The 22,398-nt window shown below is 70.2% G+C and carries 18 protein-coding genes; 12 read left to right on the forward strand and 6 right to left on the reverse strand.

Annotated features, from left to right (window positions below):
- The first annotated feature begins 9 nt into the window (after positions 1–9).
- The gene (locus tag OC490_RS09775) at positions 10–561 is read left to right on the forward strand and encodes a dinucleotide-binding protein (protein ID WP_262057441.1); all 552 of its coding nucleotides are present in this window, start codon (positions 10–12) and stop codon (positions 559–561) included.
- Positions 562–585: 24 nt separating this feature from the next.
- Here OC490_RS09775 and OC490_RS09780 read toward each other — a convergent pair whose 3' ends face one another.
- Entirely contained in the window at positions 586–1,425 is an 840-nt protein-coding gene (locus tag OC490_RS09780) for a GntR family transcriptional regulator (protein WP_262057442.1), read from the reverse strand.
- A 283-nt stretch (positions 1,426–1,708) separates the two neighbouring features.
- Between OC490_RS09780 and OC490_RS09785 the strand changes: the two genes are divergently transcribed.
- The 9 genes from OC490_RS09785 to OC490_RS09825 all read left to right on the forward strand — a co-directional run bounded on the left by OC490_RS09785 (position 1,709) and on the right by OC490_RS09825 (position 12,264).
- Positions 1,709–2,974: an extracellular solute-binding protein gene (locus OC490_RS09785; RefSeq protein WP_262057586.1), complete on the forward strand. Its 1,266-nt coding sequence runs from the start codon at positions 1,709–1,711 to the stop codon at positions 2,972–2,974.
- A 29-nt stretch (positions 2,975–3,003) separates the two neighbouring features.
- Entirely contained in the window at positions 3,004–3,993 is a 990-nt protein-coding gene (locus OC490_RS09790) for a carbohydrate ABC transporter permease (protein ID WP_262057443.1), read from the forward strand.
- On the forward strand, positions 3,990–4,829 hold the full coding sequence (locus OC490_RS09795) for a carbohydrate ABC transporter permease (protein WP_262057444.1): 840 nt from the start codon (positions 3,990–3,992) through the stop codon (positions 4,827–4,829). The genes OC490_RS09790 and OC490_RS09795 overlap by 4 nt, the downstream gene beginning before the upstream one ends.
- 43 nt (positions 4,830–4,872) lie before the next feature.
- Positions 4,873–6,405, forward strand: a complete 1,533-nt coding sequence (locus tag OC490_RS09800) for a beta-N-acetylhexosaminidase (RefSeq protein WP_262057445.1) — start codon at positions 4,873–4,875, stop codon at positions 6,403–6,405.
- Positions 6,406–6,468: 63 nt separating this feature from the next.
- Positions 6,469–7,908: a cellulose binding domain-containing protein gene (locus tag OC490_RS09805; RefSeq protein WP_262057446.1), complete on the forward strand. Its 1,440-nt coding sequence runs from the start codon at positions 6,469–6,471 to the stop codon at positions 7,906–7,908.
- A gap of 76 nt (positions 7,909–7,984) precedes the next feature.
- Positions 7,985–8,650, forward strand: a complete 666-nt coding sequence (locus OC490_RS09810) for a response regulator transcription factor (protein ID WP_262057447.1) — start codon at positions 7,985–7,987, stop codon at positions 8,648–8,650.
- Positions 8,647–9,939, forward strand: a complete 1,293-nt coding sequence (locus OC490_RS09815; protein ID WP_262057448.1) for a sensor histidine kinase — start codon at positions 8,647–8,649, stop codon at positions 9,937–9,939. The genes OC490_RS09810 and OC490_RS09815 overlap by 4 nt, the downstream gene beginning before the upstream one ends.
- On the forward strand, positions 9,936–11,876 hold the full coding sequence (locus OC490_RS09820; protein ID WP_262057449.1) for a glycoside hydrolase family 9 protein: 1,941 nt from the start codon (positions 9,936–9,938) through the stop codon (positions 11,874–11,876). Before OC490_RS09815 ends, OC490_RS09820 begins: the two co-directional genes overlap by 4 nt.
- Before the next feature lie 52 nt (positions 11,877–11,928).
- On the forward strand, positions 11,929–12,264 hold the full coding sequence (locus OC490_RS09825) for a hypothetical protein (RefSeq protein ID WP_262057450.1): 336 nt from the start codon (positions 11,929–11,931) through the stop codon (positions 12,262–12,264).
- Between the two features lie 54 nt (positions 12,265–12,318).
- Here OC490_RS09825 and OC490_RS09830 read toward each other — a convergent pair whose 3' ends face one another.
- Complete coding sequence (locus OC490_RS09830; protein ID WP_262057451.1) at positions 12,319–15,138, reverse strand: MGH1-like glycoside hydrolase domain-containing protein; 2,820 nt, start codon at positions 15,136–15,138, stop codon at positions 12,319–12,321.
- Between the two features lie 403 nt (positions 15,139–15,541).
- Between OC490_RS09830 and OC490_RS09835 the strand changes: the two genes are divergently transcribed.
- Positions 15,542–17,404, forward strand: a complete 1,863-nt coding sequence (locus OC490_RS09835) for a glycoside hydrolase family 76 protein (protein WP_262057452.1) — start codon at positions 15,542–15,544, stop codon at positions 17,402–17,404.
- Positions 17,405–17,518: 114 nt separating this feature from the next.
- Positions 17,519–18,289, forward strand: a complete 771-nt coding sequence (locus OC490_RS09840; protein ID WP_262057453.1) for an Atu4866 domain-containing protein — start codon at positions 17,519–17,521, stop codon at positions 18,287–18,289.
- An 18-nt stretch (positions 18,290–18,307) separates the two neighbouring features.
- Here the strand turns inward: OC490_RS09840 and OC490_RS09845 are convergent, their stop codons facing one another.
- Genes OC490_RS09845 through OC490_RS09860 form a run of 4 tightly spaced genes read right to left on the reverse strand, consistent with a single transcriptional unit; the run spans position 18,308 to position 22,396 of the window.
- Entirely contained in the window at positions 18,308–19,303 is a 996-nt protein-coding gene (locus OC490_RS09845; protein ID WP_262057454.1) for an N-acetylglucosamine kinase, read from the reverse strand.
- Positions 19,303–20,550 (reverse strand): 6-phospho-beta-glucosidase, encoded by a 1,248-nt coding sequence (locus OC490_RS09850; protein WP_262057455.1) that lies wholly within the window; start codon positions 20,548–20,550, stop codon positions 19,303–19,305. Before OC490_RS09850 ends, OC490_RS09845 begins: the two co-directional genes overlap by 1 nt.
- On the reverse strand, positions 20,547–21,449 hold the full coding sequence (locus tag OC490_RS09855; protein WP_262057456.1) for a carbohydrate ABC transporter permease: 903 nt from the start codon (positions 21,447–21,449) through the stop codon (positions 20,547–20,549). Before OC490_RS09855 ends, OC490_RS09850 begins: the two co-directional genes overlap by 4 nt.
- Positions 21,446–22,396, reverse strand: a complete 951-nt coding sequence (locus tag OC490_RS09860) for a carbohydrate ABC transporter permease (RefSeq protein ID WP_262057587.1) — start codon at positions 22,394–22,396, stop codon at positions 21,446–21,448. Before OC490_RS09860 ends, OC490_RS09855 begins: the two co-directional genes overlap by 4 nt.
- Positions 22,397–22,398 lie beyond the last annotated feature (2 nt).

Raw genomic sequence — 22,398 nt, forward strand, 5'->3', positions numbered from 1 at the left:
GGGCCCGACATGAACATCACGGTGATCGGACGAGGACACGTCGGCGGCGGCCTGGCCCGGCTGTGGGAGAAGGCCGGGCACCAGGTCAGGACGCTGGGCCGGGACGGCGGTGACGCCTCGGACGCGGACGTGGTGGTCGTGGCCGTCCCCGGCGGGCTCATCGCCGAAGCGCTCGCCGGCGTCACCGGGCTCAGCGGCCAGGTGACCATCGACGCGACGAACCTCTACGGCGACCGCGACGAGTCCTTCCCCTCGCTCGCGCACCAGGTCAAGTCGATCGTCGGCGGTCCGACCGCGAAGTCCTTCAACACCGTCTTCGCCTCGGCGTACGACCGGATCGGCACCCAGCGCGTCACCCCGAGCAACCTCTACGCCGCCGAACCCGCCGCGAAGGACCTCACCGCGCGACTCATCACCGACGCCGGCTTCGACCCGCTCTACGTCGGCGACCTCACCCCCGGCGCCCGCCTCCTGGAGGACAGCTCCGGCCTGACCCGCGCTCTGGCGGGCCAGCTCGACGGACCGTTCTTCTACCGCTACGGCCGCCCCGGCGAGCTGTAGAACCACCTTGCCCTCAGCGGCAGTTCACGCCCCCGACTGGATGTCCCCCCGCGTCGACGACTCGATGGTGTCGCGGTGGGCGAAGTCGCCCGGGGGGATGCCGGGGTGGTGGCCGAGGGGGGCCGTGGGGGCCGCGACCGAGGGACCGAGGGTGAGGCGGGAGACGATGCGGTAGCGGTCGCCGCGGTAGATCGAGTGGACGTACTCGACGGGCCGCCCGGTCGTGTCCGAGGTGAGGCGTTCGAAGAGCAGGGCCGGGGAGAGTTCGGGGACGTCGAGGAGTTCGGCCTCGGCCTTGGTGACGACCGTCGGCTCGATCGCCTGGACCGCCTCCTGGACGTGCACGCCGTGCTGTTCCCGGAGGTGTTCGTAGAGGTCGCCGGTCTCCAGCTCCTGTGCGGACAGGGTGGGGACCAGATCGGCCCTGATGTGCAGGTGCTCGATGGCCATCGGGGCGCCGTCGACCAGCCGCAACCGCGCCACGTACACGATCTCGGCGGCGGGCGAGAGGCGCAGTCTGCGCCCCACCCGGGCACCGGCCGGGATGGTGGTGAACTCCAGCAGCCGGCTCGACCAGGCCCCGGAGGCCTGCGGCGCCGTCATGGTCTGCTCGGCGGAGACGAGTTCCTGGGTGATCTTCTCGGGCGCCACGAACATGCCGCGCCCGTGCTCCCGCACCAGCAGCCCCGCGGCGACGAGTTCGTCGACCGCCGCGCGCAGTGTCGGGCGGGACACGCCCAGGCGGGCACAGAGGGCGCGCTCGGAAGGGATCGGGTCCCCCGGCTGCTGCGACTCGACGAGGTCGAGGATGAAGTCGCGGACCCGCTCCCGTTTGAGTACCGCCCCTGGCGCGTCGGCCTTCATGTCGCACTCCCTCGTACGCGGAACCCCCGGCCGACCGGTTGACCAGTTGACCAGCGAGTGCCCGCAGTTCGCCCCTCTTGACCGGGGAAGTGTAACCACCATCGGCCGGTGATCATCCGGTTCCCGACCGATATACGGGCCAAATCCCCTAGCGGCAGAGGGGGTTGACGCCCGCATTGGTCTATGCCACCTTCATCCCCACATCGAGAGGTGAGCTGTCCAGTGGGCTTCACTGGTCAGGTGGTCAGTTCATGTCCTCCAGGGGTGAACCGTGCAGCTCCGTATGTTCGCCGGCGTGTCCGTGCTCGTGATGACAGCAGGGCTGAGTGCCTGCAGCAGCTCTTCCGATACCTCCGACGGCAGTTCCAAAGGCTCCGGGGGAAACACCACCATCGACGTCTGGCTGATGCGCGACAGCGTCTCCGCCCAGTTCCAGAACGAGTTCGTCAAGGGCTTCGAGGCCGCCCACCCGGACATCAAGGTCAAGGTGCAGATCCAGGAGTGGGACGGGATCGGCGAGAAGGTCACGGCCGCCCTGGCCAGCAACGACGCACCGGACGTCATCGAGACCGGCAACACCCAGGTCGCCCAGTTCGCGCAGAGCGGGGGGCTGCGCGACCTCAGCGACAAGGTCGACGACCTCGGCGGGAAGACCTGGCTCAAGGGCCTCGCCGAGCCGGGCGCCTACGACGGCAAGCAGTACGGCATTCCGTACTACGCCGCCAACCGCGTCGTCATCTACCGCACCGACCTCTTCAAGCAGGCCGGTGTCGACGCGTCCGCCATCAAGACCCGGGACCAGTGGATCGCCGCCACCAAGAGGCTCAACTCCGGTGGCACGCAGGGCATTTACCTGCCCGGCCAGAACTGGTACACGCTCTCCGGCTTCATCTGGGACGAGGGCGGCGACCTCGCCGTCCAGTCCGGCGGCAAGTGGAAGGGCACGCTGGACACCCCGGCGGCGATTCGCGGCATGCAGTTCTACGAGAAGCTGCAGGCCCTCGGCAAGGGCCCCAAGGACTCCGACGAGGCCAACCCGCCGCAGGCCGACGTCATGGCCAAGGGCAAGGTCGCCCAGGTCGTCTCGTCCCCGGGCGGCGCCAACGTCGTCATCCAGAACAACCCGGCCCTGAAGGGCAAGTTGGGCTTCTTCCCGATCCCGGGCAAGACCGCCGCGACGCCCGGCGCGGTCTTCACAGGTGGGTCCGACCTCGTCATCCCGACGGCGTCCACCAAGCAGGACGCGGCCTACACGTTCATCAAGGAACTCACCGGCGACACCTGGCAGAAGAAGCTCGCGCTCGCCATGAGCTACGTCCCGAACAAGACCACCCTCGCCTCCGCCGTCGCCGCCGACCCGGGTGCCGCGGCCATGGCGGTCGGCGCCGCGCAGGGCCACGCCACGCCCAACACCCCGGGCTGGGCCGCCGTCGAGGCGAAGAACCCGATCAAGGACTACATGACGGCCGTGCTCACCGGCGGCGACATCCAGAAGAAGGCCGCCACCGCGTCCGAGGCCATCACCGCGGCGATGAACTCCGGCTCCTGAAGCGCCCGTTGACCGGAAGGAGGAGCGCCGTGCCGGCCGTCCGAGAACAGACCGCCCCCCGTCCCCCACTCGGTACCGACCCGCCCCGGCGCTCCCAGGCACCGGGCACGCGCCGCCCGTCGAAGTCCGGCGGCCGGGGAATCTGGCCGTACCTCCTGATCGCGCCCGCCGTGCTCGGCACGCTCTATCTGCTCGTGTATCCGCTGATCCGTGCCGTGGTGATCTCGCTGCAGGACTTCGGGCTGCGCCAACTCATCCTGGGGCACGCGAAGTTCGTCGGCCTCCGGAACTACGGGACGCTGCTGGGCGACAGCGACTTCTGGGAGGTCGTGCGGCGCACGTTCCTCTTCATGGCGATCAACGTCGTACTGATCATGACGCTGTCCACGCTGGTCGCGCTCATGGTCGAGCGGCTCGGCCGGTTCGGGCGGACCACGGTGCTCAGCGCGCTCGTGCTGACCTGGGCGATGCCGGTGATCTCGGCGACGACGGTCTTCCAGTGGCTGTTCCACTCGGAGTTCGGAATCGTCAACGCGGTCCTGACCGGGATGGGGTTCGAGTCCTTCGACCGCTATCCCTGGTTCGCGCACGGCCCGGCCGCCTTCGCCATCGTGGTCGCGCTCGTGGTGTGGCAGTCCGTGCCCTTCGCGGCGATCACCCTGTACTCGGCGCTCACCACCGTCCCCGTCGAACTGTACGAGTCGGCCCGCATCGACGGGGCGTCGGGGCCGCGGATCTTCCGCTCGGTCACCTTCCCGATGATCCGGCCGATCTTCCTGCTGGTGTTCTCCCTCGAAGTGATCTGGACGTTCAAGGCGTTCGTGCAGATCTGGGTGATGACCAACGGCGGGCCGGGCGACGCCACCACGATCCTGCCCGTGTACGCGGTGCAGACCGCGCTCTCCCACCAGCGCTACGACCTCGGTTCGGCGGCCTCCATGGTCACCGTGGTGCTGATGTCGGGCGTGCTGGTCTTCTACTTCCGTCAGATGTTCCGCCAGGAGGACGAGCTCGCATGAGCACGACCCGGCCCCGGATCCGCCGTCTGCCCCTGAACGCCGCCGCCGTCCTCACGGTCCTGGTGTGCCTGTTCCCGGTGTACTGGATGGTCGCGACCGCGTTCACCCCGACCCGTGACATCCAGTCCGACAACCCCCGGATCATTCCCGGGAGTTGGACCCTCGACCACTTCCGTACGGCCGTCGGCGCCACCGGTTTCGGACTGTTCTGGCGCAACAGCGTTCTCGTCACGCTGAGCGCGGTCCTGCTCGCCCTCGTCATCGCGCTCGGCTCGGCCTACGCGGTCGCCCGGATGAGGTGGAAGGGGCGCCGGCAGTTCATGCTGATGGTGTTCATCGCGCAGATGGCACCCTGGGAGTCACTGATCATCCCGGTGTACATCATCTCCCGGGACACCGACATGCTGGACCGGCTGCCGACGCTGACGCTCGTCTACTTCATGATGACGCTGCCGTTCACGATCATCGTGCTGCGCGGCTTCATCGGCACCATCCCGCCGGAGCTGGAGGAGGCCGCGCAGGTCGACGGCTGCACCCGGTTCGGCGCGTTCCGGCGCATCGCGTTCCCGCTGCTCGCACCGGGTCTGATGGCCACCTCGCTGTTCGGCTACATCACGGCCTGGAACGAGTTCACCTACGCCAACTTCCTGATCATCAAACAGCAGGACCACCGCACGCTGCCCGTGTGGCTGTCCTCGTTCCAGAACGTCTTCGGCACCGACTGGGGCGCCACCATGGCGGCCTCGACTCTCTTCGCGGCACCGGCACTTGTGATCTTCCTGCTGCTCCAGCGCCATGTCACCTCCGGCTTCGCGGCCGGCGCGGTCAAGGGCTGACGCTGCGCACCACCCCCACACGCCCCCGTCCCGGAGACGATCCATGCCCGCACAGCGTTCCGCGCTCTTCCTCGTCCCCCGACCCACCAAGTCAGCACCCCGGCCAGGGCACTTCACGCTCGACGCCGACACCGCGCTGCACATCGGCGCGGGCGCCGAACCGGCCGCGGACCTGCTGCGCACCCTGCTCGCCCCCGCCACCGGACTGCCCCTGGGGGCGTCCCCCGACGGGCAGTTGACCCTGACGCTCGACCCCGGCCTGGCCGGTCTCGGCGACGAGGGCTACGGACTCACCGTCGCCCCGCACGCCGTCCTGCTGCGCGCCGCGCACCTCACCGGACTGCTGCGCGGAATCCAGACGATCCGTCAACTCCTGCCCCCACAAGCCCTGTCGGCGAATCCACAGCCCGACACGGAGTGGCTGCTCCCCTGCATCGAGATCACCGACCTGCCCCGGCACCCCTGGCGCGGCGCGATGCTGGACGTGGCCCGGCACTTCCAGCCCGTCTCCTATCTGCGCCGGTACGTCGACCTGCTGGCGCTGCACAAGATCGGTATGTTCCATCTCCACCTCACGGACGACCAGGGCTGGCGCATGCCGGTGGCCGCCTACCCCAAGCTCACCGAGATCGGCGGCCACCGCGCCGAGTCCCAACAGGGCCCCGCCGGAAGCGACTTGTACGACGGCGTACCGCACGGCGGGTCCTACACGCGGGCCGAACTCGCCGACCTGGTGGCGTACGCGGCGGCTCGCGGTGTGACCGTCATGCCGGAGATAGAGATGCCCGGGCACGTCCGGGCCGCCCTGGCCGCCTATCCCGAGCTGGGCAACCACCCGGAGCGCAGCCTCGACGTCTGGACCAGGTGGGGCGTGTGCGACACCGTCCTCGCCGTCCACGACGAGGTCCTCGACTTCTGCCGTACCGTCCTCGACGAGGTCATGGACGTCTTCCCCTCGCCGTACATCCACGTCGGCGGCGAAGAGTGCCCCACCGCCGAGTGGACGAGCAGTACCGCCGCGCGCGAACGGGCGGTCGCGCAGGGCCTGTCGAGTCCCGCCGCGCTGCACGGCTGGTTCCTCGGGCGGATCGGCGAGTTCCTCGTCCGGCACGGGCGGCGCCCGGTCGGCTGGGCCGAGACAGGAGCCGAACTGCCCCTGGACTTCACGGTGATGACCTGGCGCGACGCGGCACACACCCTGACGGCCGCCCGGCGCGGCCACCAGGTGGTGAGCGCCTATCACCGGGCGACCTACCTCGACTACGCCCAGTCCGAGGACCCGCGCGAGCCCCCGGCGCAGTCCGGCAAGGTCGTCGATCTGCGGACCGTCCACACCCACGACCCCGTTCCCGAGGACGCGGACGCCCAGGCAGCCCGTCAAGTGCTCGGTACCCAGGCCCAGTTGTGGACCGAGTTCGTCACGACACCCGAGCGCGTCGAGTACCTCACCTATCCCCGCCTGTGCGCCCTGGCCGACCGCGCCTGGAGCGGCCCGACCGACTGGGACGACTTCCGCGCCCGGCTCGACGGCCACACGGCCCGGCTCGACGCGCTCGACGTCCGGTACCACCCCTGACCCGTCCCGTACCGCCCTTGCTGTCCCGTTCCGGAATCACCCCACCTTCTGGAGAGGCACGACATGAGACACGACACGAGGTTCGCCAAGGCCAGGCTGCGCGCCGCAGCGTCCGCCGCCGTCGCGGTGGCCCTGGGCGCCGCCGCCCTGACCGCCATGCCGTCCACCGCGAGCGCGGCCGGCGACGGGCTGAGCGTCCAGTACCGCACGAGCGCCACGGGTGCCACCGCCGACCAGTCCGAGCCCTGGTTCAAGGTGAAGAACACCGGCTCCACCACAGTGCAGTTGGCGAACGTCAAGGTCCGCTACTACTTCAAGGCGGACTCGGCGAGCGCGAGTTACCGCTTCGCGTGTTCCTGGGCGGTCAAGGGCTGCGCCAACATCACGGGCACCTTCGGCACCCTCGCCAACCCGACGGCCACGGCGGACCGTTACCTGGAGATCGGCTTCACCTCCGGCGCCGGCACCCTCGCGCCCGGGGCCGACACCAGTGACATGCAGCTGCGCTTCTACCAGTCGACGTGGCAGACCCTGAACCAGAGCGACGACTACTCCTTCGGCGCCTCGCAGACGTCGTACGCCGACTGGTCGAAGGTCACGGCACAGCTGTCCGGCGCCACCCTGTGGGGCACGGCTCCGGCGGGCAACGACCCGACGAACCCGCCCACCGACCCGCCGACCGATCCCCCGGCCGCCGGCGCCACGCTGTTCGACGACTTCAACTACAGCGCCTACAACGACCCGAAGGTCTCGGCACACGGCTGGAGCGTGCGCTCCAGCTCCGGCGGCCCGGGCGTCTCCGGCGCCACCTGGGCGCCCCAGAACGTCACCTTCGCCAGCACGAGCGGCAACTCCATCATGAACCTGGAGACCTCGACCTCGGGCACCGGAGAGAGCACCAAGCAGACCGAAGTCGTCACCAACTCAAGGAAGTTCAAGAACGGCACCTACGCGGCCCGGGTCAAGTTCAACGACGCGCCCAAGTCCGGCCCGGACGGCGACCACCTCGTCCAGACGTTCTTCACCATCAACGACCTCACCGCGCCGCTGGCGGACGACTACTCCGAGTACGACTTCGAGTACCTGCCCAACGGCGGCTGGGGCGAGACCTCCAACATCCTCTACACGACGTCCTGGGAGACCTACCAGGCCGACCCCTGGATCGCGGTCAACCAGCACACCGAGGGCCGGCAGAGCTACAACGGCTGGCACGACCTGGTGCTGACCATCGACAACAGCTCCATCAAGTACTACATCGACGGCCAGCTCTTCGGCACCCATGACGCCGCGTACCTGCCGGAGCGGCCGATGTCGATCAACTTCAACCAGTGGCTGATCGACTTCGGCGGCCTGACCAGCTCCACCGCCCGCGCCTACGACGAGCAGGTCGACTACGTCCTGCACGTCAAGGACCAGGTCCTCACCCCGGCACAGGTCGCCGCCAAGGTGGCCGCGTACCGAGGAGCGGGCACCACGTTCGAGGACACCGTGCCCAGCAGTTGAGCACGGAGCGCGGCGGGGCGCGCACTCGGCGTACGGGATCGGAGTGCGCGCCCCACCGTCGCCTAAGCTCCGGGCCATGCGCGTATTGGTCCTGGAGGACGATCTTGAGCTGGGGCCCGTCGTCGCAGCTCAGCTACGGGGTGCGGGGTTCGCGGTCGACCTCGCGCGGACGCTGGCCGAGGCCGACCTCAAGCTGTCCGTGAATCGCTACGACTGTGTCGTGGCCGACCGCTCGGTCCCGGACGGCGATTCCCTCACGCTGCTCGCCGCACAGCGCCGGGCTGGATCGGTGCTGCCCTTCCTGCTGCTGACCGCGCTGGACGCGGTGAGCGACCGGGTCGCCGGCTTCGAGCACGGCGCGGACGACTACCTGGTGAAGCCGTTCGCCTTCGCCGAACTCGTCGTACGGGTAAGGGCGTTGTGCCGACGGGAGCAGCCCGCGCGGCCCTCGTTGCTGCGGGCGGGTGACCTGGAGGTCGATCTGCCGCGCCGCCGGGTGACCCGGGCCGGGGTGCTGCTCAGTCTGTCGGCCAAGGAGTTCGCGGTGCTGGAACTGCTGATGCTGCGGGCGGGCGAGGTGGTCACGCGCAGCGGGCTGATCGAGAGCTGCTGGGACGAAGCGAGCGAGCCGATGTCCAATGTGGTGGACGTCCTGATCGGGCAGTTGCGCAGACGGCTCGGGCCGCCCGACCCGATCGTGACGGTGCGCGGTGTCGGCTACCGCCTGGGCGGCGAGGCGTGAAGCGCCGGGCCGAGGCGGCTGCCCCCTCACCGGCGGTGGCCCGGCTGCGGCGTACCCGACGGCTGATGACGCTCCTGTTCGCCTCGACGACGGCGGCCTGTCTCGTCGTACTCGCCGTCGTCGCCGTCCGTATCGACGCGGCCTCCCGCCGCTCCGGCCTCGACCACGAGGTGGGCAGCCGCGCGGCGGGGCTGTCGCGGGCGGTCTGGTTCGACGCGGGAGTGCTGCACCTGGAGCCGCTGCGCGAGGACGAACTCGCCCAGGGCGCCCAGGTGTTGGCCGTGCTGCAGGCCGCGCCCGGGAAGGCGCCGACGCTGCGGAATGTCGTACCAGGACGCGACTCGCTCCCCGATCAGGACCGACTGGACGAGGTCTGGCGCAGTGTCCTGGACGAGCAGGAGACGGTCCTCGTGAGCGCCCCCGCCACCAAGGGCGGGCGGCTGCGGTGGGCTGCGGCGCCGGTCTGGGACGACGACCGGATCGGGGCGGCCGTGCTGGTCGGCACGGAACTGGCGCGCAGCGACCGCGACCACGACCTCCTCGTGCGCTGGCTGGCACTCGGCTGCACGGCGCTGGTGTGCTGCGCGGCGGCCGTAGGACATCTGCTGTCCGGGTGGGCCATGCGCCCGGCCCTGCGCGGTCTCGACCAGCAGGAACAGTTCCTGGCCGAGGCCGCGCACGAGCTGCGCACCCCGCTGGCGACCCTGCGGCTCACCGTCGAGCGCGGCGGCTCGTCCGACGAGGCGCTACGGCTGGTGGACCGGCTGGGCCGACTGGTCACCGGGCTGCTCGCCAGGGCCCGGCTGGAGTCGGGTGCGCAGCGGGTCGAGCTGGTACCGCTGCGCCTGGACCAGCTGGTGGAGACCACGGTCGAGGAGCTGCCCGACCACGACAGCGTGACGGTGACGGTCGAACCGGTGGTGGTGCTCGGCGATCCGGACCTGCTGGCGCAGGCGGTACGGAACCTGGTGGAGAACGCCCAGCGGTACGGGGGTCCGGTCGGGTCTCCGGTGGAGGTCACCGTCGCGCCGGGGCTGGTAACGGTCCGCGACCACGGGTCGGGGGTGCCGCCCGAGGACCGGGAACGCGTCTTCGCGCGCGGTGTCACGGGAGCCGGTCAGGGCACCGGAGCCGGCCTCGCCATCGTCCGCTGGGTCGCCGGCCTGCATCACGGCACCGCCCGCCTCACGGACGCTCCCGGCGGCGGCCTGGTCGCCGAACTCCGGCTGCCGGCGGCCCGGGCGTCCTCATCCTCATCTCATGAAGGCCCCGGCACCGTGGGCGCATGAACGTTTTGCGCAGCCCTTTCCTGCTGGTCACCACCACCGCCGTGGGCATCGGCGCCGTCCTCGTCGGCCTGAACGTGTACGGCGAGGCCGCCACACCGTCCGCCTCCGAGGTGGCCGTCCGGGTCGACCAGGTCGGCTATGTGCGCGGCGAGACGAAGCAGGCGTACGTCATGGGACCCACGAAGGCGCTCGCGGGGGCGCGTTTCAAGGTCGTGGACGCGAAGGACAAGGTGGTCACGGCGGGCCGGCTCGGTGCCGTCACCGGTCATTGGAACGCGAAGTTCCCCTCCGTGCGGACCGTCGACCTCTCCGCGCTGGACAAGCCCGGCACCTACCGCGTCGTCCTGTCCGGCACCGCGTCCGGCCGCTCCCCCGCCTTCCGGATCGCCGACGCGAGCGAGCTGATGACCCCGCTGGTCCGGGACAACGTCCTCTTCCTGCAGGCGCAGCGCGACGGTGCCGACGTGGTGTCCGGCGGCGGCCTGACCCACGGGCCCTCCCATCTCGCCGACCAGGACGCGACCGTCTACGCCGACCCGCACTACGACGAGGCGGGCGAGGAACTCCTCGACGAGCACCTGACCCCGACGGGTGTGAAGACCGATGTCTCGGGCGGCTGGTTCGACGCGGGCGACTTCCTCAAGTTCACCGGCACCACCTCCTACTCGACCGCCGAACTCCTGCTCGCCGAGCGGGACTTGCCGGCCATGCCGGCGCTGTCCGCCGAGGCCGACCATGGGCTGGAGTGGCTGGACAAGATGTGGGACGGCGACAGTGGAACGCTCTACGCCCAGGTCGGCATCGGCGCGGGCAACGAGAACGTGCGCACGGATCACGACGTGTGGCGGCTGCCGGAGGCCGACGACCGGCTCGACGTCTCGCCCGGCGACCCGGACTACACGATCAAGTACCGGCCGGTGTTCCGGGCGAACGCGCCGGGCGAGCCGATCACACCGAGTCCGGCGGGACGGGTGGCGGCGGTGTTCGCCCTCGCCGCGCAGCGCACGGCCGACTCCGACCCGGACCAGTCGCGGGAGTGGCTGGAGAAGGCCGCGGCCGTCTACGAGCAGGCCGACACCGACCCGGACCCCGACCAGCCGCTCGTCACCGCCTTCCCCAGCGGCTTCTACCCCGAGGACTCCTGGCAGGACGACCTGGAGTTCGCCGGTGCCGAACTGGCTCTTGCTGCAAGGGAGTTGGGGGACGACCGGGAAAGCGGCTGGACGGCCGAAGCGGCCCGCTGGTCCCGCGCCTACCTGGACTCCGACGTCAAGGGCACCCTGAACGTCGCGGACGTCAGCGCCCTCGCCCATGTCGACCTGGCCGCCGCACTGGACGGCGCCCGCAGCAACGGCGTCGGGGCCGAGGACCTGTACAAGGACCTGCGCCGGCAGTTGGAGGACGGGGTCGAGCGCGCCGGGCACGATCCGTTCGGCGCCGGCGCGGTCTACGACGACTTCGACGCCGTACCGCACACGTTCGGTCTTGTGGCCACCGCCCGCCTCTACGCCAAGGCGACCGGGGACACCCGCTTCGCCGCCTTCGCCGGACGGCAGCGGGGCTGGGCGCTCGGCGCCAACCCGTGGGGCACCAGCTTCGTGATCGGGGCGGGTGAGGTCTATCCGCACTGCCCGGAACACCAGTTGGCCAATCTGCGCGGCAGCCTCGACGGGAAGGGGGCGATCCTGCGCGGCGCGGTGGTCAACGGCCCCAACGCGGCAGGGAAACTTACCGACTTGAACGGCTTCCCGACCATGAAGAAGTGCACCGCCGGCCCGCCGTCGGGAGCCTGGACCGACTTCGACGGCAAGGGTTCGCGGTACGTGGACGACGTGGGCGCCTGGCAGACGGTGGAGCCCTCGCTCGACTTCACCACAACGGCCCTGCTGGCCTTCGCCCTGACGGCGCAGGAGGAGGGCGCGTGGCCGAGCCTCTGAGCCTCCTCAAGTCGCTTGGCGCGCACGGGACATGACGGTCAGGCTGAGCCCCATGACAGGAATCACGGGACTGAGCAAGAAAAACACCTTCGTGTTGACCGTCCGGGACTCGGACGTGATCGCGGCGGCCCTGCGCCAGGCACTGGCCGGGGCGTCTCCCGAGGAGCGCCCCGGCCTGGAACGCGCCGCCGCTCTCGTCGAGTCCACCGCCGCCGCCAGCGAGGGGCGGCTGCGCGCACATTGGGTACGGTCCCGGCTGGACGCGGTCGGCTTCACCGGGGACCCCACCTCGGTCGCGGCGGTGCGTGCGCTGCGCCAGGCGGAACCGCGACTGAGCCTGCTGGCCGCTGTGCATCTGCAGAAGGAGGCAGTGGCCCATCCGGAGTGATCCGGCAGCCTCCGGTCACGCGGGGAGTGGAGGCTGCCGGATGCGCCGGGCCGCTCAGGACGTGAGGTAGCAGGACTTGCTCACGTTCGGGAGCGGGTCGGATCCGAAGGCCGTCGTCGTGCAGCTCGCGCCACCGCTGAAGGTCTTGTAGAGGAAGCGGCCCCGGGCGCCGTAGGCGACGGTCTGCTGCCCGGTGAAGCCGCAAGTGCCGCCTTCCGCCGAGCAGTTGGTGGCGTAGCCGACCGGGCCGCCGGTGGCGGTGTAACAGGCCTTCGACTCACCGGCGATGGGGTCGCCGAACGTGGCGTCGGTGCACGCGGTGTCGCCGGTGGCGGTGGCCGTGGTGAACGCTCCGTAGGCGCCGTACATCACCGGCTGTCCCGCCACCGCCGCACAAGTCCCGTTCTGGTCCGCACACTTGGTCCAGCCACCGGCCGGGGCACCGGCGGGCGGCAGGTAGCAGGACTTGGCGACGCCGTCGATGGGATCGCCGAAGTGGGCGTTGGAGCAGTCGACGGAGCCGTTGGTGACCTGGTGGACGAAGTTGCCGTTGGCTCCGTAGGCGACGTCACGGTTGTAGCCCGGCACGGAGCAGGTGCCGTTCTCGGCCGCGCAGACCGTGTATCCGGGCGGGCCGCCCGCGTCGGCGACGTAGCAGGACTTGACGAGGTTCGCCGCCGGGTCCCCGCCGAAGGAGTCGTTGGAGCAGGCGGTGCTGCTCGTCACGGTCTTGTACGTGTACGTCCCGGCGCCGTACGCCACCGAGCGGGTGCCGCTGAAGGAGCAGGTGCCGCCCTCGCCCGCGCACCGGGTGTAGCCCGCGCGCAGGGCGCCGGTGCCGGGTTCGGCGGGCGGTGCCGGGTTGCCGAGGCCGGTGGCGGACACCGTGTAGCTGCCGGGGGCGACGCCGGTGAGGTAGACGTACGTGTCGTCCTGGCTGCCGCCGGTGATGCCGGAGGTGGGCGCGAATGAGCCGTTGCTCCAGACCGTTGCGCCGTTCACGGTCACCGTGATGTTCCCGCCGAGCTTCGGGACGCCGATCCGGCCGGTGCTGCCGGACGGGCTGGAGAGCGTGGCCGAGTAGGTGCCGGCCGACGGGTTGCGGGACCAGGAGGCGTTGATCGCGCCCTGGGGCATGGTGATGCGGCCCTGGGCACTGGTCAGGTCGCCGGGGTGCGGGACGAAGCGGTAGGCGCCGGTGGACGACTCGGGCGCGGTGCCGAGCACGTCGAAGGTGAGCGTGGAGGTGGGCGCCGTGGACCAGCCGTGGGCCAGGCTCATGAACGAACCGCCGTACGCGAGGCCCCCGTCGGACTGGATGCCCTCCCAGAACGTGCTCTTGGTGCCGATGTCGCTGTCGAGCATGTGGCCCCAGGTGCGGCGGATCTGGTCCAGGGCGGTGTAGTCGTCGTTGGCGGTGAAGCGGGCGTTCAGCTCCATGCCGCCGGCGAACGGCGAGACGTTGCCGCCCCATTCGGGCGTGGTCGGGCCGTAGATGCCCCAGTTGTTGCCGAGCCCCGCGATGATGCTCCTCGACTTGGCCGTGGAGTCGCTCAACCCGTACCAGACGGCCAGGGAGTTGCCGTCCTGCGGGTACAGGCCGCTGGTCGGGTTGTCCTTGTACATGCCCTTGGAGGCGTCCCACAGCCGGGAGTTGGCCGCGGTCCTGATGGCGTCGGCCTTGCTGTTCCAGCTCGCCGCAAGGGCGCTGTCGCCCTCGACCGTGGCGAGGGTGGCGCCGCCTCTGAGGGCGCCGTACAGCAGCGCGTTGGCGGAGATGTTCTCGCCGCCCTGGCCGACCCGGGCCCAGTCCTGGGTGCGGGTCACGTTGAGCAGGTTGTTGCCGTCGATCTTGTTGGTGATGAAGGCCATCCCCCGCTTGTAGTTGGACCATTCGGAGTCCAGCCACGACCGGTCGGCGGTGTACGTGTAGTACGTGGCCGTCCCCAGCAGTGTCCAGGTGTGGTAGGTGTCCGAGCCGGTGAGGTTGAACGGCGGCCCGGACCACGGGATTTCACCGGCGGACGACTGCGCGTTGTACATGGTGGTGAGCGCGTTGCGGGTCGAGGTGAGGTCGTTGGAGTACGCGTACTGCGTGGGTACGGCGATGCCCATGTCGCCGGGCCACACCGTGCGGTCGCGCTTCGCCCCGTCGACCAGCACGGAGTCCCCGACACCCACGGTGGCGCTGTTGTCCCACGCCGAGGAGGGCGGCGGCCAGGCGCGGCCCTGGTTGGAGGCGATGGTGTTCAACTGCACGGTGTATGCCCCGGCGTACCAGATGCGGTTGAGCAACTCGTCGCTGGAGGTGAAGTAGTTGGCGTAGTCGGCCGGGTCGGACTTCCCCGGTGCCGCGGTGAAGTCGAGGCTGACACCGGTGAGGTCCACCCAGCCCGAGCTGTCCAGGAAGACGGTCAAGTAGCGGAAACCGCCCCGGAGTTGGGCGGTGGGCACGGTGTAGGTGCCGTTGGCCGACGGGGTGGCGTAGAGGGCGCCGTCCTCGCCGTCGCGGCCACTGCTGCGGTCGCTGTTGTTGCCCACGTACAGGGACGACTCGCTGAAGGCCAGGCCGACGCGCTGGCCGCTGGAGCTGGTGCTGCCGAATGACAACGTTACCAAGCCGCCGACCTCCTTCCCGAAGTCGAGCGTGACGGCGGACTGCGAGCCGGAGATCCGGGTCGCCTGTCCGTTCAGCACGTTCGTCGGGTTCGCGACGCTGCCCGAGGTGCGATAGACGGCGGTCGGCTTGAGGGTGCGCGAGGTCGGCGAGTAGTTCACGGCGTCGAGGGCCGCCTTGGGGGCGGGCGTTGCGGTCGTCGGCGCCGCCCCGGCGGACAGGGCCGGGGTCACGGCCAGCGCGGCGGCCACCACCACGGTGAGCCCGACTAGACGCCCTGGTCTGGGCTTTCGGTTCAGCGCTGGCCTGCGACGGCGCATGAGTGCCTCCCGGATCGGTGGGGGAACCAGCCGCTCAACTGGACAACCAGGTGAGTGAATCGATTCAACTCGATCGACCACGGAAGCCTGGAGCTGGAGGAGTGACGGGTGTGCGAGATGACTCGCCGAAGTTCGCACCGATGATGGGCGCCGGGAGAGCGGGTGTCAACCCATCGCGAAAGCCTTCAACTCCCGGGTAAAAAGCGCACCTTACGACATTGACAGGGCCGCACCAAGCCGGTTCACTGCGTCGAGTACGGGTATAGGTATGGACCTTTGATCCAGAGCTGAATCCATTCATGCCCGGCGTCCCCCATCGTGAAATCGAGGCGAGTTTCCGGTGTCCCTACATGGCTTCGACATCGTTGTCAGACCACGGTTCCTCAGCTTTCTGCTGACGGCCGCCCTCGCGTTCGTGGCGCTCGTCCCGGCCGCGACGCCGGCGTCCGCCGCAACCCAGGTGTGCGTCCTGGCCTGTGACACGCTGGACCCTTCGCAGGCCGGACAGGAAACGTTTCCAGTGCCGGACAAGACGCTCAACGGCCGGCGTGTGCAGCTCCATGTGTCCGACGCGGACGACATGGCGTGGGCCAGCATCGACAACGGCTCGACCGGTGACGCGGTCTGGTTGGACCGGTCCTGGGACGGCGGCGCCACCTGGGACGGGCTGCTCGGCAAGGCGAGCATCCCGAGTACGTGGACCGGTACCAGGACGCTGATGTACAACATCACCGACCCGCGCAACCACAAGCGCGGCCTGGTCCGGGCCTGCGGCGACGCGGCCGGCGTCGGCTGCACGAACTGGGTCTACCCCACCGTCTGCGACACCCTCTGCGACGGCACGGGCGCGGGCCAGGCGGCGGGCGACGACCAGCCGGTACCGTCAACCACCCTCTACGGCCGCACGATCCGGCTGCACGTGGACCAGAAGAACTCCATGGCCTGGGCGAGCATCGACACGGGCGGCGCCGGTGACGAGATCTGGCTGGACCGGTCCTGGGACGGTGGCGCGACCTGGCCGGACGGCTCCTCCCTCGGCCGTACCAGCACCCCGTCCGGGGCCACCACCACCCGCACCACGATGTACGCCACCCGCGATCCGCGCGGTCTCCTCTACGGCGGCGCGGTCCGCGCCTGCGGCCGGGAGGCGAGCCACAACGAGGGCAGCTGCACCGCGTGGTACCGGCCGGTGCCGACCCGGGCGCGCGCGGCGGCGGACGCGCTGATGACGTCGTACGACCCCTACAACGGCTGGTGGCCCAGCAGTTGGTGGAACTCGGCGGCCACCCTCACCTCCGTCATCGACTTCGCGAAGACCACGGGCACACACGACTACGACTGGATCATCGCCCGCACCTTCGACCAGAACAAGGGCGCCTTCCCGGCCGGGACGCGCAGCTCGGACGCGATCGAGGGCGACTTCATCAGCCGGTCCATCGACGACTCGGGCTGGTGGGCGATCGCATGGATCGACGCCTACGACTACACGCACGACGCGCGCTATCTCAACGAGGCCGTCACCATCGCCAATTACGTGCAGCAGTACTGGGACACGAGCACCTGTGGCGGCGGTGTGTGGTGGGACCGGGAGAAGACCTACAAGAACGCGGTGACCAACGGGCAGTACCTGTGGCTGACCACCGCGCTGCACCAGCGGATCCCGGGTGACACCGTGTGGCTGCAGCGGGCGAAGACCTCGGCCGCCTGGTACAGGGCCAGCGGGATGATCAACTCCTCGGGTCTGGTCAACGACGGACTGTCCTCGTCCTGTGCCAACAACGGTTCCACCGTGTGGAGTTACAACCAGGGGCTGGCCATCGGCGCCTTCACCGAACTGTGGAAGTCGACCGGGGACAGCTCGCTGCTCACCACGGCGAAGACCCTGGCGAATGCCGCGATCAGCAGTTCGCAGCTGACCGTCGGCGGGGTGCTCACCGAGTCCTGCGATGTCGGCTCGGCCTCCTGCGACGACAACCAGAAGCAGTTCAAGGGCATCTTCATGCGGAACTTCGCCGATCTCGCGAACGTGACCGGATCCAGTACCTACCGCGCCTACATCCAGAAACAGGCCGACACCCTGTGGGCGCAGGACCGGTCCACGCTCAACGCGCTCGGTGAACGCTGGGCCGGCACCAGTCCGAACCAGACCGACTGGCGGACACAGGCCAGCGCGCTCGGGGCGCTGACCGCCGCCGCGGGCTGAGCCGGCGCGCAGGGTGGGTGCGGGACACCTGGGGTAACGGCGGCCTGGTTGCGTCCCTCGGACGCGGCCAGGCTTGCCGTGCAGCACCCGATCCGCCCACCCGAGGAGCAGGCGATGAGCACCACCCACACGGACACCGTGACCTGGAACGGTCCAGCCTTCGACGAGATCGTCAGGAACGACGCGGGCCGTCCCGTCCTGTTCACCAACGCCCGGGTCCTGACCATGGACCCGCTGATCGGCACCCTGACCGGTGCCGACGTCCTGCTCGTCGGCGCCCTGCTCGTGGGCGTCGGTCCGGGCATCGTCACGGCGGCCGGGGACGACAACGCCATCGTCGTCGACTGCACCGGCATGACGGTGGTGCCGGCCGTCGTGGACACGGTCGCCCTGGTAGGTGGACGCGGCCAACGCTCCGAGTACGTGGCGACGTTGACGCCCGGGAACACCGGTGACCTGCTCGTCGTACCGGACGAGTGCGCCCCGGACGTGGCGGGCGCGCAGGCCACGTTGCTGACCCGGCCGGAACAGGTCCGCGCCCTCGTGGCGGACGGCAGGCCGGTGCTGTGGGCGGGCGCCGATGCCCCCGGCCGGGCCACCGCGCCCGAGGCGGGTATCCCGGCCGCCCAGGACCTGACCGGCAGCCCGCGCGTCGGCGTCTGGATCGACGAGAACGACTTCCTGCACCAGGAGTTGACCGCCGACGGGCGCTACGACGAGACCCGCGGTGGCCGCCCGCACGCCTACGAGGGCCGCTACTGGATCGACGGCGACCGCATCGACTACCTGGACGACCTCGGCTTCTGGGCCTTCGGCGAGTTCCGGGGCGACGAGCTGCACCACGCGGGGTACGCGATGCGGCTCGGGGCGCGCTCCCGGTCGTAGCGGATCAGTCGTAGCGGATCATCGGGCGCCGCTCCCCCGGAACCCGGCGCGCAGCCGGGCCTCCGCGCCGGGGGCCGCTCGCGGGTGGAGGTCCAGGGCCGCCAACGCGGCGCCGAGCAACGGCGGTTGGGTGCACACCACCGGGCGGACGCCCGGTACGGCCTCGGTGAGTCTGCGTTCGATGTCGTCGAGGAAGGACCGGTGGCCGGCGGCCAACACGCTTCCGCCGAGGACCACTTCGGGGTCCGGGGCGGTCGCGAGCTGGAGGCGGCACAGGACCGTCAGGGCCATTCTCGCGATCTCCGCCGCGAGGCGTTCGACCAGTTCGGTCGCGATCTCGTCGCCGTCGTCGCGGGCCGCGAAGACCGCCGGGCAGAGTTCGCTCAGCCGGAGCGCGGGCAGGTCGCCGCTGTGCAGGGCGGCGGTCACGTCGGCGACCGCGGCGAGACCGAAGTGCCCGGTCACCGCGGCCCGCAGCGCGGTCGGCGCGCCCCGGCCGTCCTCGGCCCTCGCCGCGTGCCACAGCGCCGAGGTGCCCATGTCGATACCGCCGCCCCAGTCCCCGGAGATCCGGCCGAGCGCGGCGAAACCGGTGGTACGGCCGTCGGGGGCGACGCCGACACAGTTGATGCCGGTGCCGCAGACCACGCCGACGCCCCAGGGTCTGGCAGCCCCGGCGCGCAGGACGGCGTAGGAGTCGTTGTCGACGCGCTGGGTGACGGCCCAGCGGCGGGCGCCGACGGCCTCGCGCAACGCCTTGACCTCGTGCGGCAGGTCGGCCCCGGCGAGGAAGGCGGTGATGCCGTCCACCACGGTGTCGGCCCCGACACCCGCCGCTGCCATGGCCTCGGCGCGCAGTGCAGCCAGTACGTCCATGGCCGCGTCGAGGCCCACCGCCTGGGGGCGGAATCCGCCGCCCCGGGCGCGGCCCAGGACCGTACCGTCCGTGGTCAGTACGGCGAGGTCGGTCTTGGAGTTGCCGCCGTCGACGGCCAGCAGCAGACCTGAACTCATCAGGCCCACCAGAGGTGTTCGCGATTGGCGGCGACGAGCTTCGCCGCCAACTCCTCGGCGACGGAGACCTGTCCGATCAGCGGGTGCGCGAGCAGTGCGGTCGCGACCCGGTCGACTCCGCCGTGCAGGGCGGCTTCCAGGGCCAGTTCCTCGTACGCCGTCACATGCGCGATCAGTCCGGCGAACAGCGGCTCAACGGCGGTGACGGGCAAAGGAGTTGCGCCGTGCGCGCCGATACGGGAGGGGACCTCGATGACGGCGTCGTCGGGGAGGAAGGGCAGGGTGCCGTTGTTGCGGACGTTGGCGACGCGAACGTCACCGGTGTCGGTGGTGAGGGCGTGGACCAGTTGGACGGCGGCCTCGGAGTAGTAGGCGCCGCCGCGCTTGTCGAGGAGGGCGGGCTTCTCGGTCAGGGCCGGGTCGGCGTACATCTTCAGCAAGTCGCCCTCCATCGCGGCGACTTGCTCGGCGCGGGACGGCTCGGTGAGCTGTTCGCGGAGGACCTCGTCGTGGGCGTAGTAGTAGCGCAGGTAGTAGGAGGGGACCACGCCGAGGCGGCGGACCACGTCGAGCGGCATGCGCAGCCGGTCGGCGAGGGCCTGGCCGTGCTCGTCGAGGAGTCGCGGCAGGACGTCGACGCCGTCGAGCCGTACGCTCCGTTCCCAGGTCAGGTGGTTGAGCCCGACGTGGTCCAGGGTGATCCGCTCGTGGTCGACGCCGAGCCAGTCGGCGAAGGTGCGCTGGAAGCCGATGGCGACGTTGCACAGGCCGACCGCCTTGTGCCCGGCGTCGAGAAGGGCGCGGGTGACGATGCCGACCGGGTTGGTGAAGTCGACGATCCAGGCGTTCGGGGCGCGCTCGGCGACCCGTTCGGCGAGGTCGAGGACGACCGGTACGGTGCGCAGCGCCTTGGCCAACCCGCCTGCGCCGGTGGTCTCCTGGCCGATGCAGCCGCACTCGTGCGGGAGGGTCTCGTCAATGTGCCGGGCGGCCTGGCCGCCGATGCGGAGCTGGAAGAGGACGGCGTCGGTGCCGTCGATGCCGGCGTCCGGGTCGGCGGTGGTGGTGATCTTCGCGGGGCTGCCCTGGCGGGCCAGGATGCGGCGGGCGAACGGGGCGACGACGTCGAGGCGTTCGGGGTCGGGGTCGACGAGGGCGATCTCGGTGACGGGCAGTCCCAACCGGGCGAATCCGTCGACCAGTTCGGGGGTGTACGTGGATCCGCCGCCGACAACGGTGATCTTCAACCTTTGACTCCTGTCAGTGTGACGCCCTCGATGAAGGCCTTTTGCGCGAAGAAGAAGACGATGATCACCGGCGCCATCGCGATGAGGGTCGCGGCCATGGTGAGGTTCCACTGCACCGCATGGGAGGTCTTGAAGGTGGCCAGGCCCAGGGCCAGGGTCCAGTGGGCGGGCGTCTCGCCGGTGTAGATGAGGGGCCCGTAGTAGTCGTTCCAGGCGTTGAAGAAGGAGAACAGGCCGACCGCGACGAGCGCGGGGCGCATCATCGGCAGCACCACCCGGGTGAGCACGCGCAGTTCGCCGCAGCCGTCGATGCGGGCCGCGTTGAGGTAGTCCTCCGGGACGGTGAGCAGGAACTGGCGCAGGAGGAACACCGAGAAGGCGTCCCCGAACAGGGAGGGGAGGACCAACGGCCAGATGGTGCCGGTGAGATGGAGCCTCGCCCACATCAAGTACATGGGGATGACGAGGACTTGGGGCGGCAGCATCATCATGGTGATGACGCAGAGGAACGCGGTGTTGCGTCCCTTGAAGCGGAGCCGGGCCAGCGCGTAGGCGATGGGGACGCTGGAGAGCAGGGTGGCGACGGTGGCAGCGACCGCGTAGAGCACGGTGTTGACCAGCCAGGTGCCGACCGGTGCGGTGGCGAAGACGGTGCGGTAGTTGGACCACTGCCAGTGGTGGGGCCACAGGCTGGTGGTGAGGGACTGGCCGTCGGTCATGACGGACGTCAGGAAGATGAACACGATCGGGCCGATGAAGGCACAGGCCAGGCCGACGGCGACGGCGTGTTCGGCGATCCAGACCAGTTTGCGCCGCCGGCTCGCCCGGCCGCGTGCGGCCTGGTGGGGTGATGCGGCGCGGGTCTGGCGGGCGGGGGCCGGGGCATAGGTGGCCGTCATCGCGGCGCCTCCTCGATGTCGAAGCCGGAGGCGCGGCGGAGCAGGACGACGGTGAAGGCCATCGCCACCACGAAGAGCACCACGGCCAGCGCGCAGGCGTAACCCGCGTGGAACTGGTTGAAGCCGGCGATGTAGAGCTGCTGCGGGAAGGTGAGGGTGGAGCCGTCGGGATAGCCGGGCGCGGGCTGGATGTTGCCGTTGGCGACCTGTGAGGCGACCATCGCCTGGGTGAAGTACTGGAGTCCGGCGATCACCCCGGTGACGGTCGCGAACAGCACGACCGGTGAGATCGTCGGCAGGGTGACGTAGCGGAAGCGCTGCCAGGAGCCTGCGCCGTCCAGTTCCGCGGCCTCGTACAGTTCGGCGGGCACCTCCAGCAGGGCCGCCAGGAAGATGACCATCATGGTGCCGCTGCCCCAGAGGGCGAGCAGTGTCAGGGCCGGTTTGGACCAGCCCGGCGAGTTGAACCACAGCGGTCCGTGGATGCCGAGCAGGCCCAGGATTCGGTTCACCGGGCCGGAGTTGGGGTTGAACATGCAGACGAAGGCGACGGTCGCGGCGACCGGCGGGGCCAGCGCAGGCAGATAGAACAGGGTGCGGAACAGGCTCGCCCCTGCCTTGAGGCGGGCGGTGACCATGGCGACGCCGAGGGCGAAGAGCACCTGCGCCGGCACCATGACGGCCACCAGCCAGCCGGTGTTGCGGATCGCGTGCCAGATCAGCGGGTCGCCGTCCAGCAGATAGCGGTAGTTGCGCAGGCCGACGAAGCGGGCCGGGGAGATCATGTTGGAGTTGGTGAAGGACAGCCAGACCGTCATCACCAGGGGGTAGACCAGGAAGACGGCGAAGCCGATCAGGCCGGGTGCGAGGAAGAGCAGGACGCGCAGCCGGTTGCGGCGCAGCCGGGCCCTCAACGGCGCCGGGGCGAGCTGGAGTTGGGTGGCCATGA

It is taken from the genome of Streptomyces sp. STR69 (assembly GCF_024519455.1).
Taxonomy (GTDB): Bacteria; Actinomycetota; Actinomycetes; order Streptomycetales; family Streptomycetaceae; genus Streptomyces.